General features: G+C 68.0%; 18 protein-coding genes. 5 read left to right on the plus strand and 13 right to left on the minus strand.

What is annotated here, in order from left to right:
- Positions 1-77: 77 nt before the first annotated feature.
- The gene (locus AB0F17_RS10540; RefSeq protein WP_358019511.1) at positions 78-1808 is read left to right on the plus strand and encodes a hypothetical protein; all 1731 of its coding nucleotides are present in this window, start codon (positions 78-80) and stop codon (positions 1806-1808) included.
- A gap of 175 nt (positions 1809-1983) precedes the next feature.
- On the opposite strand, the gene AB0F17_RS10545 is transcribed toward AB0F17_RS10540, so the two are convergent.
- The 11 genes from AB0F17_RS10545 to AB0F17_RS10595 form a co-directional block, all read right to left on the minus strand.
- The gene (locus AB0F17_RS10545) at positions 1984-2106 is read right to left on the minus strand and encodes a hypothetical protein (RefSeq protein WP_358019513.1); all 123 of its coding nucleotides are present in this window, start codon (positions 2104-2106) and stop codon (positions 1984-1986) included.
- 158 nt (positions 2107-2264) lie between these two features.
- Positions 2265-2405, minus strand: coding sequence for a hypothetical protein (locus AB0F17_RS10550; RefSeq protein WP_358019516.1), 141 nt, complete (start codon positions 2403-2405; stop codon positions 2265-2267).
- A gap of 10 nt (positions 2406-2415) precedes the next feature.
- Positions 2416-3045: a hypothetical protein gene (locus AB0F17_RS10555; RefSeq protein ID WP_358019518.1), complete on the minus strand. Its 630-nt coding sequence runs from the start codon at positions 3043-3045 to the stop codon at positions 2416-2418.
- On the minus strand, positions 3042-3446 hold the full coding sequence (locus tag AB0F17_RS10560) for a hypothetical protein (protein ID WP_358019521.1): 405 nt from the start codon (positions 3444-3446) through the stop codon (positions 3042-3044). Before AB0F17_RS10560 ends, AB0F17_RS10555 begins: the two co-directional genes overlap by 4 nt.
- 61 nt (positions 3447-3507) lie before the next feature.
- Positions 3508-4368 (minus strand): helix-turn-helix transcriptional regulator, encoded by an 861-nt coding sequence (locus AB0F17_RS10565; RefSeq protein ID WP_358019524.1) that lies wholly within the window; start codon positions 4366-4368, stop codon positions 3508-3510.
- A 31-nt stretch (positions 4369-4399) separates the two neighbouring features.
- Complete coding sequence (locus AB0F17_RS10570; protein WP_358019527.1) at positions 4400-4900, minus strand: DUF6879 family protein; 501 nt, start codon at positions 4898-4900, stop codon at positions 4400-4402.
- A complete protein-coding gene (locus AB0F17_RS10575; protein WP_219532534.1) occupies positions 4866-5117 on the minus strand; it encodes a hypothetical protein in 252 nt (83 codons plus the stop codon). Before AB0F17_RS10575 ends, AB0F17_RS10570 begins: the two co-directional genes overlap by 35 nt.
- A gap of 305 nt (positions 5118-5422) precedes the next feature.
- Positions 5423-6619, minus strand: coding sequence for an ABC transporter permease (locus AB0F17_RS10580; RefSeq protein ID WP_358019530.1), 1197 nt, complete (start codon positions 6617-6619; stop codon positions 5423-5425).
- Positions 6616-7371, minus strand: a complete 756-nt coding sequence (locus tag AB0F17_RS10585) for an ABC transporter ATP-binding protein (protein ID WP_358019533.1) — start codon at positions 7369-7371, stop codon at positions 6616-6618. The genes AB0F17_RS10580 and AB0F17_RS10585 overlap by 4 nt, the downstream gene beginning before the upstream one ends.
- Positions 7368-8417 carry a peptidoglycan-binding protein gene (locus AB0F17_RS10590; RefSeq protein ID WP_358019536.1) on the minus strand — a complete coding sequence of 350 codons (1050 nt, stop codon included), beginning with the start codon at positions 8415-8417 and terminating at the stop codon, positions 7368-7370. Before AB0F17_RS10590 ends, AB0F17_RS10585 begins: the two co-directional genes overlap by 4 nt.
- Positions 8414-8944, minus strand: a complete 531-nt coding sequence (locus tag AB0F17_RS10595) for a hypothetical protein (protein ID WP_358019539.1) — start codon at positions 8942-8944, stop codon at positions 8414-8416. Before AB0F17_RS10595 ends, AB0F17_RS10590 begins: the two co-directional genes overlap by 4 nt.
- Positions 8945-9067: 123 nt before the next feature.
- On the opposite strand from AB0F17_RS10595, the gene AB0F17_RS10600 reads away from it, so the two are divergent.
- A complete protein-coding gene (locus AB0F17_RS10600) occupies positions 9068-9712 on the plus strand; it encodes a response regulator transcription factor (protein ID WP_358019542.1) in 645 nt (214 codons plus the stop codon).
- Positions 9709-10914, plus strand: coding sequence for a HAMP domain-containing sensor histidine kinase (locus tag AB0F17_RS10605; RefSeq protein ID WP_358019545.1), 1206 nt, complete (start codon positions 9709-9711; stop codon positions 10912-10914). Before AB0F17_RS10600 ends, AB0F17_RS10605 begins: the two co-directional genes overlap by 4 nt.
- Before the next feature lie 9 nt (positions 10915-10923).
- On the opposite strand, the gene AB0F17_RS10610 is transcribed toward AB0F17_RS10605, so the two are convergent.
- Together AB0F17_RS10610 and AB0F17_RS10615 are read right to left on the minus strand one after the other, a co-directional pair.
- On the minus strand, positions 10924-11796 hold the full coding sequence (locus AB0F17_RS10610; protein WP_358019548.1) for a hypothetical protein: 873 nt from the start codon (positions 11794-11796) through the stop codon (positions 10924-10926).
- A 33-nt stretch (positions 11797-11829) separates the two neighbouring features.
- Positions 11830-12465, minus strand: coding sequence for a hypothetical protein (locus tag AB0F17_RS10615; RefSeq protein ID WP_358019551.1), 636 nt, complete (start codon positions 12463-12465; stop codon positions 11830-11832).
- A gap of 158 nt (positions 12466-12623) precedes the next feature.
- Between AB0F17_RS10615 and AB0F17_RS10620 the strand changes: the two genes are divergently transcribed.
- On the plus strand, positions 12624-13145 hold the full coding sequence (locus AB0F17_RS10620) for an RNA polymerase sigma factor (protein WP_358019554.1): 522 nt from the start codon (positions 12624-12626) through the stop codon (positions 13143-13145).
- A complete protein-coding gene (locus AB0F17_RS10625; RefSeq protein WP_358019557.1) occupies positions 13142-14296 on the plus strand; it encodes a CU044_5270 family protein in 1155 nt (384 codons plus the stop codon). The genes AB0F17_RS10620 and AB0F17_RS10625 overlap by 4 nt, the downstream gene beginning before the upstream one ends.
- The last annotated feature ends 50 nt before the right edge of the window (positions 14297-14346 follow it).

The raw sequence follows: 14346 nt of genomic DNA on the forward strand, positions 1-14346 counted from the left end.
GGCTAGCTTTCTCGGCGCTGGCTTCGATTCAACCGAGCAAACAGAACTAACTCGGGACTGAGAGACCAGCGTCAGACATGGACCAGCCCCAGAGCGTCAGGATTGGCGTCTCAATCGCTCTGGGGCCAGCAGAGGAAGGCTATCAAGCCATGCAGAGCAACGCTCCTGTCATCTCCAACGAGGCATTCCACGGACTCTTCGGTCGCATCACCGATGCACTCGACCCCTACACGGAAGGGTCCAAGGTCGGCGTCATGGTGTCTCTCATGTCGGCCTACAGCGCCTACATCGGCTACGGACCGACCGTCGAGACCGGCAAGGGCTCTTCCCCGCTGGCACTGTGGGGCGTCCTGGTCGGGCGTAGCGGTGTCGGCAGGAAGGGCACTGCTACGGGCATCGCGAGGCGCGTGGTCGAGGGGGCGTTCGCGACCTTCGCCGAGGAGAGCGTGGTGGAAGGACTCCCGGCCACGGGCCTGGGGTTCATCACGGAGTTGGCCGACCGGGCAGAGGGCTCGCTGGCCAATCCGGTCTGGTTCATCGAGGAGGAGGGAGACGCGTTACTGTCCAACGCGCGTCGTGACGCCAAGGTGGGCATCTACCTGCGCAAGTCCTTCGACGCCCAAACCATCGCCCACAAGACCAAGGTGGATGACCTGAGAGTGCGGCGTCCGCACCTGGGACTAACGATGCACGTACAGCCAAAGAACTGGGCAGCGGTCGCGGGCGGCAAGGACGCGACCGGAGGAACCTGGAACCGCCTCCTGCCCCTATGGGTCGAGCAGTCCAAGACGCTGCCAGTGTTCGAGTCCTCCGACGCTCATGAGGTCATCCGGCAGGCCGCGCGTGCTCTACGGCAGGCTGGCGACTACGCCCGCCAGGTGGACACGGTGACCGTGCCTGCGCACGTGGCCCGCGTGTTTGAGGCCAAGCACCGGCCCATCGTGGAAGCCATGATCTCCACCGAGGCCATGAGCCAGTACGCCGAGCGGGCCATGGCGTACATGATCCGTCTTGCCGGACTGTTCGCCCTGTCGGAGCGGCGAGACGAGATCAGCGAGCGTGACTTTGACGCCGCCCTGGCCCTGGTCTGCTATTCCATCGAGACCATCGCCTACGTCCTGCCGGAAGCTGAGGCTTCCGAGGAAACCGCCCTGTCGGTCAAGGTGGAGAACTACATCAGGGAGGCCGGGGAGACTGGCCGTACGGCCACCGAGATCTACCGGGCACTCACCATCAAGGCGAGCGACCTTCGGGAGGTCGTGGCCCAGCTCGACACAATCGAGATCGTGAAGGGGCAGAGCGCTAAGGGCACTGGTGGACGCCCGAGCATGCGCTACATCTACGTGACGCAGGAACCGTCCGAGGAAACTAACGAACTAACTGACCTCGATGCCGAGGAAACCCCCGAGATCGTTATGGAGCATGCCGAGGCTGTTACCTCCGAGGAGGAGGCAACTCCGGTAGAGGAGACCGCGCCCGCGCAAGAGGCTCCCACCTTCCTGCCCTTCCTGAGCGCGGACGAGTGGGACGAGATCGACGCCGTGCCGAACGTCATGACTGAGACTGAGCCTGAGCCGGTGGCCCAGGCCACCGAAGAGCCCACCGTCTCGGAGGAGGCCGTGAAAGCGTTCCTATCCTCTCCTGCTGGGGCGGAGATGCTCCAGGAGATCCTGATGTCCATGATGGCTAAGCAGACTGCGGCCAGCGCACCCCAAACGGCCACGGTGACCAAGGCCAAGGCTCCTCGGAGGAGCCGGGCCAAGGGCAACCCCGAAGCGCTCTTCCAGGCTCCTGAAGTAGCGGCCTAGCGTCCCGTAGGACAGGCCCCCGGCTACGGTCGGGGCCTGTCCATTGGTACGTCATCCCCGAAGGCCGGTACGTGAAATGGCAGACGTACGCGTGTCCCGGCCGGGCCAAGGCCCCGCCTGGGCTCCTCATTCGCTATCAGGCGGGGCCGTGAACGATGGTCGGCGTCTTGCCGCTCTACTGGTCGTTCTCCTCCTCGGCCGTCTCGGCGACGTTAGCCTCGGCCTCATCCATGGTCACGGCGTCGGCCTCGTCGGGCTCGGGCTTGGTCTCGGCAAGGGGTCTGGGCGGGGCGATCATGGGCACTCCTTCGTTGATCGGAACCTGCGGAGTCCTGGCCGTACAAACCATGGGGACCGAAAGGACGGCCAGGAACCCGCCCCCGGTGGGGAAGCCTCCGGGGGTACTGCACCCCGGCTGAGGGAGAACCAGCGAGAACACCTCAACCGGGGCTGTCTTTACGGGCGCTCTCCGCTCTTCCACGGACGCCAGCCCCGGCTCCAGTCGTCCATGAACGACTGCACGATGAGCGCGGCCAGGCCCAGCAGCGGGCAGAGGGCCGGGTAGGCGGCGGTCATGCGCAGCATGTGCAAGCTCATCTGGACATCGCTACGCCGTCCACGGCGCATCACCTTCTGTCACGGCCGGCTGCACGTCCTGTAGCCGCATCAACAGCTCACGGGCGAGCACGTGATGCATGTCGTAGTCATCGAACCTGAGGATGGCGTTCCGCTCGAACGGGACCAGCGGCGGCAAGTAAGGAACAAACACATCTGCCCGCACCCCGTACGGCGAGCAGCCGCCCACGGTGAAGACGGCCGCGTTGCGTCGCAGGTGCGAACACTGGGAGATCGCTTCCGGAATGCAAGTCGGGCACGTCGGGGGCGCATTGGTGTAGCCGTCGCCATCACCGCCATAACCAGAAGACAGCAGCCACCAAATCCGCCCCGTGGCCCGATCCACAGCAGAGCGGGCGCATACCTGGCACAGCCGCTTTTCCATGCAGCGCCACTGCCGCAGCGTGTTGACCGTCTTGAAGTCGGGCCGCCCGGCTCGGTTCTGACTCTGCCGCAGTCGAAGGACGCCGTTGCCGAAGTCGTCGCGGTGCGGCACGACGTAGCCCAGCCGCAGCCCGCCACGGCGCGGTACCCACTTCAGCGGAGGGTTCTGAGTCTCGCCTGTCCACCCGATCACGTACGGGTAGCGGAACGCTGTCTCACTCACCTTGGCTCTGCTCATGCGGCTGCTCCCGCGTTCTGCGCTACCAGCAGAGCAACGCGGCCCGGCTGCGCCGCCGGTACGACCTCCACCCTGTCGGCCCGCAGCTCGTTGTCAGGTCCTCCGCGTGCCAGCTCGACCATGTAGGCGCCCGAGCGAACCCCGATGGTCACCGTGGCGACCCGCCAACCCGCATCGGCGTAGATGACGAGCTGAGGCGGATACCGAAGCTTTTCGACGAACGGGCCAGGATGCGCCCCACACTCGATCACAAGCCGCTTGATCAGTTGCGCGTTCACGCCTTCGGCCGTCAGATGCTCAAGGACCCGGTCGAGGGCGACGTTCTGGGCTGCCGCCTCCGCCTCCCGGATCGGCTGCCCCAACAGGTCTTCGGCTGATGCGGTTGTGTGTGTGACGGCCATGTCTCGACGCTAGGAGCGAGTGATCCCAGAGCACCAGAAACTTGCGGATACTTGCGGGCACCTACTCTAGGGAGTCCATCGCTGCCTTGATTAGGGCACGCGCCTGTCGTCCGAAAACGGCTATCTCATGGAGCCGAGTGAACGTCTCGGCGTACATGGCGATCTCCCTCGGTTGCGTGATCGTGAGGAAGCCAGACACCAGTTCCACATTCGCTTGCGCGTCATCAAAGATGTAGAAGTTCTCGACAGGCCACCGCCCCGCCCGCTCCACGTTGGGCGGGATCACCGCCAGTGACACAGAGGGAAGCGCCATCGCTTCCAGCAGGTAACCGAGCTGTCCAATCATCACCTCAGGGCCGCCGCGCCGGTAGGTCAGCACCGCTGCCTCCAGGATGAACACAAACCGGTGGTTGCCCTCGTAGAGGATGTGTTGCCGAGCCATCCGCTCGGCGACGGCTTCGGCGACATCATCGACAGGGACGCGCCTGCCGTCCCGAATCGCCGCCAGGGTGGCCGTGGTGTACCCGGCCGTTTGAAGGAGCCCAGGAATGACGTCCTGGCAGTAAGAGCGATACAGCTTGGTCCGCTCGTACAACTCTCGGACGGCGGCATTCAGGTGGGTAAGGCCCGACTTCTCAGCTCGCCGCCAGTCCAGCCAAGCCGAATCCACGGCGCGGAGTTCGGCGATCAGCTCAGGGAGCAGGCCGGGCACTCCGCATGCCTGCACCCAAGCTGCTATGTCGCCCTCGGATGGCTGCTTCTTGCCGTGTTCGATTCGCGAGGTTTTGGCCTCATGCCACCCCGCCAGAGCTGCCAGTGCTCGGGAAGTCAGGTGCGCGTCAAGTCGTAGGTCGCGCAGTCGGGCGGCAAGGGCTTGTCTGGCTGCCTGAGCGCTGGAGCTGGAAGAATGCGGGGTGGACATGAGCCTGTGCGAGACGTGATCAGCGGGGCGACTAGATCCGATACCCCTCATGGTCGATGGCGCGGTCCCAGGCAGCCGCGAACGCTGACGAACACAGCGTTACGGTGGCCGGATCATCGGTCTCATCATTTGAGACCCATGCACCATCGCCCGCGAAGTGGCAGAACTGCACCATGCGGTCATCGAAGACCCACACGTCATTTCCCGGCAGAGCCAGATCCGAAGCTAGGTGCCTCGGTAGCCATCTGATTGCCTCACCCGCCGCCAGGTTCACCCCTGGCGTGACGGCATGCTCGAAGGCGATGTAGGTGCTCACCGGCTCGGACACCACGCGGACTCTCCGCATGTCCACCCCCCGCACGATTGCCGTACGGGCGGTGGTGGTCCACTCGGAGTACAGCCGCACTGCTTCGGCGAGATCTCCGGCCTCCCAAGCGAGGTAGCCGGGATCACCGGTCATGTACTGGTCTCTGAACTCCAGCTTGAAGGCTGTGTGCTCACACTTCGCCAGCAGCTCGCCGAACTCTGTCACGGCATGCCTCCATGATGATCTCGATCATGCGCTCGGGGAGTCGCACTACCGACTCCGTATCCAGGATGGGGCTGTCGGCTGTGACCCTCGCAAGGATCTCTGGGTCAACAACGGTCTCCCCCTGGAAGAAGAAGTCACCCGTTGCCTCGTCCCGGAATACGGCCGGACAGTTGTTGCCCGGATTGGTTGGGTCCTTGCCGTAGAACGTTATCGCCACGGTGGTCTCCTACCTGTGTGGTTTGCGGCTCCTTGCGCATATGCGAGCCTGAACGCACTCGGGAGGGTAGTCAAGAGGCCCTTAGAGGGTGGGGTTATCACGGGTCAGCACAACGTCAGCACCGGTGCTGACAACAGTGGTGATCAACCCGGAACAACAAGAAGCCCCAGACTCCCGGAAAGTGCCGTGAGCTGGGGCTAAGTCTCTTGTTTGACGAGGTCACAGGTGGCGTGCTACCGAAAACCACACCACATGATCAACATGTAGCGACCAAGTGATCGGTACGGCCGGTGCTGTGCCGATCACTAAGTGGTCGTCAGGGCGACCGTCGGGGACAGGCGGGCGGCACGCATGGCCGGATAGAGGCCGGCGATCGTGCCGATGACGAGTGTGGCGGCGATCGCGCCCCCGAGTGCCCACGGCGGCACCACGGCCGGCCAGCCACGTGACAGCGCGTAGCCGGTGGTGGCCAGCGCGCCCAGCGCCGCCCCGACGACCCCGCCCAGCACCGACAGCAGCAGCGACTCCGCCAGGAACTGGACCCGCACCTGCCCACGGGTCGCGCCGAGCGAGCGGCGCAGGCCGATCTCGCTGCGTCGTTCCAGCACCGAGATCACCATGGTGTTCGCCACACCCACGCCGCCGACCAGCAGCGCGACCGCGCCGAGGCCGAGCAGCAGGTTCGTGAACGCGCCCGCGGCGGCCGCCCTGGCCGCCAGCGCGTCGGACGGCCGGCTGACGTTGACCTCCTCCGGGTTCTCCGGGTTGACCGTACGCGGGAGCACTCCTCGTACGCCCTCCACCGACTCCTCCGTCGACCGCTCATAGAGCGTCGACGGGTGGCCGTCGAAGCCCAGCAGCTCCGCCCCGGCGGGGAACCCGACCAGCACCGACCGCTCGATCTCCGGAGCGAGCGGCATCGGGGTCAGGATGCCGACCACGGTGAACCACCGGCCGCCCATCCACACCCGTACGCCGGTCCTGGAGATGCCGAGCGTCTCCGCGGCCTTGGCGCCCAGGACGACGACGGGTTGCCGCTCGGTGGCGGCGTTCAGCCAGGCGCCCTTCGACACGCCGCCCTCCAGCGTGGCGAGCAGGCCGGTGGTCGCCGCCTGTACGGCGATGCCGCCGGTCACCTCCTCGGGGATGTAGCGGGTGCGCCGCACGGTGGCGGTGATGGCTCCGGTGGCGCCGGCCGTACGGACCGGGCCGATGCGCTCGACCATGGCGACCGCGCCGGTGGGCAGTTCGGCCTCCTTGCCGAACATGGTCTGGCCGGCCGAGACGGTCAGCAGGTTGGTGCCGAGCCGGTCGAGCTGGCGCAGCAGCTGCTCGCGGGAGGAGGCCGAGATGCCGATCACCGCGATCATCGTCGCGATGCCGATGGCGATGCCGAGCGCCGAAAGGATCACTCTCGTCGGGCGGGTGCTGAGCCCGGCCGCGCCGACCCGCAGGACGTCGGCGAAGCCGAGCCGGGCGGGCGTCAGCCGGTTACGCGTCACTCTGGAGCTCCTTGCTCGAAACCGGCGGCCCGCTCTGGGTCGGCGTTGCGCGTGAGGTCGGCGACGCCTGTGAGGTCGGCGGCCCGCGTGAGGTCGGCCACGATCCGGCCGTCGCGGAGCCTGACCTGGCGGTGGCACCAGGCGGCGATCTCCGCGTCATGGGTGATGATCGCGATGGTCGTACCGGCCGCGTGCAACCCGCCCAGAACCGTCAGCACCTCGGCGCCCGAGGCGGAGTCCAGGTTCCCGGTCGGCTCGTCGGCCAGCAGCAGCGGCGGGTCACCGGCGACGGCCCGGGCCACGGCCACCCGCTGCTGTTCGCCGCCCGAGAGCTGGTTCGGCCGGTGTCCCAGCCGGTGGCCGAGGCCCACCCGTTCCAGGGCGGAGGCGGCCAGCTCGCGTCTGGCCCGCAGCCCGATGCCGCTGTACAGCAGGCCGTCGGCCACGTTGTCCAGCGCGCTCACTCCCGGAGCCAGATGGAACTGCTGGAACACGAACCCCAGATGCCGCGCCCGCAGCGCGGACAGCTCCCGGTCGGAGAGCTCGGCGACGTCGTACTCGGCGACGCGCACAGTCCCGGTGGTGGGCAGGTCCAGGGTGCCGATCATGTGGAGCATGGTGGATTTCCCGGAGCCCGACGGCCCCACGATGGCCACCAGCTCACCCCGCTCGACCGTCAGGTCAACCCCGCGCAGCGCCTCGACGTGACCCTCGTAGACCTTGGTCACGTCGTGCAGCTCCACAACGCTCATGTCGCGGGCACCCCGACCTTCATGCCCTCGGCCAGCCCCGCGCCGCTGATCTCGACCCGGCTGCCGCCGAAGCCACCGACCTTCACCTCCACGACGCGGGTCGCGCCGCCCTCGACCACCTCGACGCCGAAGCCGCCCTCGCGCAGCGCCAGCAGCGCCTCGACCGGCACGCTCAGCACGTTCTCGCGCCGCTCGCTGACCAGCTCCACCTCGACCGGGGCCTGGTCCAGCTTGGACTTCGGGGGCTTGTTCAGCGTGATGTCGACGTCGATGGTGGTGCTGTCCTCCTGGCTCTCGGCCACCGTGCCGACCTCGCTGATCTTCCCGGCCGCCTGCTCGCCGCCCGGCAGCTCCACGCTCACCTTGGCGCCCTTCCTGGCCAGCGCCTGGTCGCCGGTGTCGAGGTCCACGTGCACCAGCCGCCGCAGCTCGCTGACCGTGAGGACCGTCCGGCCGGGGCCGGCCTTGCCGCCGACCGCGGCCTTCGCCTGGGTCACCCGTACCGCCGAGGGCAGGAACGTCACCTGTGCGGCGTCCACCTCGCCGGTCTCGGACAGTCCCACGTCGTCCTGCCACTCCTTGACGGCCAGCCGCGTCGCGTAGCTGAAGTGGTCGTCCACGGTGAGGTCGTCGCCGTAGCCGAGCGCCTTGAGGTTGCGCTCCAACTGCTCGACGTCGGGGCCGTCCGACATGCCGGAACGCAGCGTCCTGTAGAGCGGCAGCTTGCCGTACATCAGGACGAGCGGTTTCCGGTCGATCCTGATCAGCGGGCGTCCCCGGCGGATCACCGCCCCCTCCGCGGCCACCCACGTCACGGTGCCCGCGGAGCCGGCCGCGAGGTCGCGCTCGCCGGAGTAGGTGAGCGCGCCGCTGACGGTCTTGGTGTCGACCAGGTCCTGCCTGGTGATCTCCGCGGTGGCGGACACCGAGGACTTGCCCGGCGCCGCCGCGCCCGTGCCGCCGCTCTGGTTCAGTACGGTCAGGACCGTCCAGGCGGCGGCGACCGCGAGGAGGGCGGCGCCGGCGATGGCCAGGGGGCGCCTCACGGCTTGGCCCGGAAGCTACCGAAGCCCGGAGCCAGGCTCTTGCAGGCTTCCTGCGCCTCCTGGAGCTTCTTTTCGCCGCCGCGCATCTTGATCTTGATCTCCCCTTGCGGCCCCGGGTCCGGCATGTCCACGCCGTGCTCCCGCATACAGCGGGCGAACTTCACCATCTGGTCCCGTTGCTTCGGATCCATCGGCTGGTTCACCCTGTCGCCGATCACGTCCTTCATCAGGGGCTGGCACGCCTCCATCGCCTTGTTCATCTTGCTGGGGTCCCCGCCCTTCTTCTGCCTGAACAGCACGCTGCCGTCGGCGGCGGGGTCAGGCATGTCGACGCCGTGCTCCCGCATGCACTGGGCGAACTTCACCTGCGCCGCCTTCCGGTCGGCCTCTGACACCGAACTCGACGCGGTGGGCGTGGCCGTACTCTTGCCCGCGCTGGCGATCCCGTTGTCGGCGGTGCCGCGCTGTCCGCACGCCGCCAGTGCTAACACCAGCAGGGGTACGACAGGCAGCAGTCGAACTCTCATGACCCGCTCCTTCGCAGCCCGGGTCACTCGCCCGGGATGCGGGGCCCACTCCACTCCCACCCGTGCTAAACCCGGATAAGGCGCTTACTCGCGGCTAACACCCGACCCGCCACGCTCAACTACATGCGAGTGCTTGTCGTGGAAGACGAGGAAGAGCTGGCCGACGCGGTCGCGCGCGGCCTGCGGCTGCACGCGATGGCCGTCGACGTGGCCTACGACGGGCAGGAGGCGCTGAACCTGGCCTCGTACGTCGACTACGACGTCGTCGTCCTCGACCGCGACCTGCCCGAGGTGCACGGCGACGAGGTCTGCGGCGAGCTGGCCAGCTCCAGCCGGATCCTCATGCTGACCGCCGCCGGGCAGGTCCGCGACCGGGTGGACGGGTTGTCACTGGGCGCCGACGACTATCTGGTCAAGCCGTTCGCGTTCGCCGAGCTGGTGGCCAGGATCCGGACGCTGGCCCGCCGGTCCTCCCGGGTCGTGCCGGCCGCGCTGGAACGGGCCGGGATCCGGCTCGATCCCGGCCGCCGTACGGTGACCAGGGACGAGCGGGCGGTCGCGCTGAACCGCAAGGAGTTCGACGTCCTGGAGCAGTTGCTGCTGGCCGGCGGCGACCTCGTCACCTCCGCCGAGCTGCGCAGGCGCGTCTGGGACGAGCACGCCGACACCGGCACCGGCGTGCTGCGCGTCACGATCACGTCGCTGCGCAGGAAGCTCGGCGCGCCGCTCGCGGTCCAGAACGTGCCCGGCAAGGGCTACCGGCTGTGACGCGGGCCCGGCCGTGGGACCGGCTCGGGCTGCGCATGCGGCTCGCCCTGCTGTACGGCGGGCTGTTCTTCGTCGCGGGATCGATGCTGCTCTGGGTCACCTACCTGCTGACCGCCAAGGCGCTGAACACACACTTCGTCACGAGGTTCGGCGGCTCCATGATCGCCGTTTCGAAGGAGCCGCCCATCGGCGGCCCCACCATGCAGCAGGTACGGGTCGACGTGGAACAGGGGGCGGCCACCGTGCTGAATGACATGCTGCGGTCCTCGGTCGTCATCATGATCCTGATCGGGGTCATCGCGTTCGTGCTCGGCTACCTGGTGGCGGATCGGGCGTTGCGGCCGTTGGATCGGGTGACCGAGACGGCGCGGCGGTTGTCGGAGAGTACGTTGCATGAGCGGATCGGGTTGCGGGGTCCGCATGATGAGGTCAGGCGGCTGGCCGATACGTTCGACGCGATGTTGGATCGGTTGCATCGGGTGTTCGAGGCGCAGCGCAGGTTCATCGGCAATGCCTCGCATGAGTTGCGGACGCCGTTGGCGATCAACCGGACGATTCTGGAGGTGTCGCTGGAGGAGCCGGCGGCCTCGCCGGATCTCAAGGCGCTGGCCCGGGCGCTGCTGGGCACCAACGCCCGTTACGAACGGCTGATCGAGGGCCTGCTGCTGCTCGCGCAGTCGGAGCAGGAGCTCGCCGTCCGCAAGCCCGTGGAGCTACCGCGGATCGTCCGGATCGCGCTGGAGCAGATCGAGCTCGCGGCCGGGAAGCGGCACGTCACCGTGCACGAGGACCTGCGTCAGGCCGTCGCCGGGGGCGACCCGCTGTTCCTGGAGCGCTGCGTGTTCAACCTGCTGGAGAACGCGATCAAGTACAACGTCCGCGACGGCGAGGTGTGGGTGAGCGTCCGCCCCGACGGTGGCGGTGCCGTCATCGTGGTGGAGAACACCGGCTCGCCGGTCTCGCCGTACGAGGTGGACGACCTGTTCGAGCCGTTCCACCGGCTGCACGCCGATCGGGTGCGGTCGGCCAGGGGGTCGGGGCTGGGACTGTCGATCGTGCGGGCCATCGTCGACGCGCACGGCGGCACGGTCACGGCCGCGGCCAGGCCGGAAGGCGGCCTGGCGGTGACCGTACGGCTGGCGGGCGTCGCTCAGGCGACCCCCGGCCGCGCACGAAGCCAATCGCTGGAGATCGCCCCCTGAGTTGCGCTGTCAGTCAGGGTCGATCCCGAATTCGGCCTGGGCCGCCTGCGCGACCTCCCCGGATTTGGGGAGGTAGGCGGCATAGAAGTCCTTGCCACACTCAAGGTCGTCGAGGGCCATTTTCACCTCCTTGGCTAGATAGCGCCGCGCGTCGGCATCCGCCAGGTGGGTCGGTTGGTAGAACGGCCCTGCGGAGGTGTAAGGCGGAATGTCACGGCCACCTTCCTTGCGGGCCAGCTCGTGCATTTCCCTCATGAACGTCAGCTGGCCCCAGCTCTCCATGCTGGTCGGATTCTTGGCGGCCGGCTGGTAACCCTTGCCCGTCATGCAGTCGGCCATGGCCGAAGCGAGCTCCACGAGGTGCGCGTCGCCGTCGAGCTCACGCGTTCTGCGTTGGGCCAGCAGCTTGTCCGCCTGCTCGAACCAGTCCTGTTGCGACTTCACGCTCTTGCCGGTGATCTGCTTGATCGCCTGAGCCTGGCAGGCCGCCAGCGCCTTGCTGTACGCCTTCTGCTGGGCAGATGAGAGATCCTTTTTGGTCATGACGTTGGGGTCCGCCCCGCCGGACTGATTGTCCGCCTCCAATTCCTTGCGGTAGACCAAGTTGGAGAACACGTTGAAGCCCCACTTCGACCGGTGGGCCTTCATCGCCGCGTAGTCGCCGGTGCCGGCTTTCTCCAGGTCCGGACCGAGCAAGATTTTCTCGCGCACGAAGGGGGTGTATCGGAAGCCCTTTCCCTTCATGCAGTCTGCTTTGACCGCCTCTATCCGCTGCTTGTTGTCCTGTTTGGGAGTCTGCGACGGCCGGGCCGAGGCGCTGGTGTCGCCGCACCCGGTCAGCACGACAAGGGCCGCCAAAGCCAGTAGTGATCTCTTCCGCATGCCCAGGACCATAGTACGTAGAACGTAGTGTGGTCAAAGGGTCTCGCGTGCCTCCTCGACCGAGCGCAGGATGCCGTGGGCGCCGGTGGCCTCAGCGAGCTCGCCCGCCTCGTCGAGCACCTTCAGCGCCTCGTCACGGCGGCCTTCCGCGGCGGTGATGTAGGCCAGCCCGATCAGGTTCGCGGCGACGCCGGGCAGGAAACCGAGTTCGCGGCGCAGGCGTACCGACTCCTCCAGCCGTTCGCGGGCCGGGCCCAGCCGGCCGGCGACATGCTCGGCGATGCCCAGGTGCCTGAGCGCGTACGACATGGTCAGCTTGTCGCCCACCTGGGCGGCGAGTTCGCGGGAGCGTTCGAGGACGGGGACCGCGGTGCCGTTGTCCTGGCGGACGACCTGGTGGAAGACGCCGATCCAGAACAGCGATTCGCCCTCGCCGCGCACGTCGCCGAGCGCTTGGTAGAGCCGCGCCGCGCACTCGAAAAGGGCCAGTTCGGCCGGGTCCTCTTTCCCCTCGTCCAGAGATCGCCCGTGAATGATCCGGCCGCGGGCCAGGGCGAGATCCGCCTCGGCCGCGTCCAGTTCCCGGTCGGCCGTCTCCAGTGCCGTGGCATCGCCGTCGAAGACGGCGCGCTCGTACAGCAATCTGGCTCGCTCGATCCGTTCGTCCACGTTCGTCCCCCGCCCTCGGCTGCCTGGGCATCGAGCGTATAGGGGCCCTTTCTGCGCGGGAGGCTGTCCGTATATTTCAGGATTGCCGTAACAACGAGGAGGCTCGGACCACTTCCTGGTGTCAGAAGAACGATGTCCGGGATTAAGGGGCTGAGGCGGTGACGGATGACGCGCACCGGTTCACCGGCATGTACGACGAATGCCGGCAACGTGTGTGGGCTTACGTGGTCAGTCGCGCGGGCCGGCAGGTGGCGGACGAGGTGGTGAGCGAGACGTTCGCGATCGCCTGGCGGCGGCTGGACGACGTACCGGAACCGGCCCTGCCATGGCTGCTCGGCGTCGCCCGCAACGTCCTGCGGGACAACATCCGCGCGGAGACCCGGCGGGAGGCGCTGAACGCCGAGCTGCGGGCCTGGACCGAGGGCGACGTGGCCGACCAGGTGACCGAACGGCTCGGCGTACTGCGGGCGCTGGCCGAGCTGCCGGAGGACGACCGGGAGGTCCTCCTCCTGATCGCCTGGCAGGGCCTGTCCCCCAAGGACGCGGCCCGTGTCGTCGGCTGCTCGTCGGCCGCCTTCCGCGTACGGCTGCATCGTGCGCGCAAGCGGCTCAAGCAGGTGATGGAACCAGCGGGACAGTCCCGGACCCGGGTACGGAACCTCAGCGAGGAGTGGTCATGAACCCCATCGACGAACTACGGGCCGCCCGGCCCGCACACCTCGGCGACACGCCGGTCGACGAACGCACCAGGGCCGCGGAGCTCTCGTACGCCATGTCCCGGCCGCGGTCGGCGCGGCGTAAGCGCAGGACCGTACGACCGGTGTGGGGTTTCAGCCTCGTCGGCGCCGCCGCGGCCGCGACCGCCGTGGCCGTCGTGGTCTCCGGCACCGGCGGCACGACGCCGCGGGCGCCCGCTGCGGCCCCGGCGACGGTCACCTCGTCCACGCCCACCTCGTCCACACCCAAGGTGAAGCTGTCGGCTCGGGACATCCTGCTGACCGCCGCCGCGAAGGCGGCCCGCCAGCCCGCCGGGACGGGCGCCTACTGGCACACCGCGTCCGTGCAGCGGACCCTGTTCGCGGCCGAGGACGCGGACTACCTGGTCATGGACCAGCAGCGGAACGAGGGCTGGACGCCCAGCGCCACCGGAGGCGACCAGTGGGGCAGCACCAGGCCGCTCGGCGCCCGACCGGCTACCGCCGCGGACGAGGAGGCGTGGAAGCAGGCCGGCTCCCCGGCCGAGATCCCGGTCAAGGTGCCGGGCAAGCCACGCCCGCTGACCCTCTCGACCTCTCCCGGAAAGGCGAGCACCAGCCACAGCCCTCTGGTCGACGGGGACAAGGTGTTCTGGCTCGGCCGGAACGTCACCATGAAGGACCTGCGCGGCCTGCCCTCCGACCCGGCCAAGCTCAAGGCGTGGCTGCTGCGCTCGTACGAGGGGCACGGCACCGAGTCCAGCAGCGACCCGATGCCGGCGAACATCTGGCTCTTCACCGTGAGCGTGGGGTTGATCACCGACATGCCGGTCACGCCCCAGGTACGCGGCGCCGCCTTCCGTATGCTCGCCGACCTCGACACCGTCGACGTCATCGAGAACGTCACGGACGCGGAGGGCCGCCAAGGCACGGCCGTGGCGATCGAGGAGCGCATCAAGGGCTCCGGCGTCTTGGAGAACCGGCTGATCTTCGACCAGGCGACCGGGCGGGGGCTGGCGAACGAGAACGTCGTGGTGAAGCCCGGCGGTTTCCAGAGCGACTTCGAGCCCGGCACCGTGTGGAACTCGCAGGCCGTACTGGAAGCCGGCTGGACCGACAGCAAGCCGTCATCCTGAGCCTTAAGAAAACGACCGCCCTCGCCTGTTCGGCGGGGGCGGTCGTTTCA

Origin of the sequence: Nonomuraea sp. NPDC026600 (assembly GCF_040638335.1) — a bacterium.
Classification (GTDB): domain Bacteria; phylum Actinomycetota; class Actinomycetes; order Streptosporangiales; family Streptosporangiaceae; genus Nonomuraea.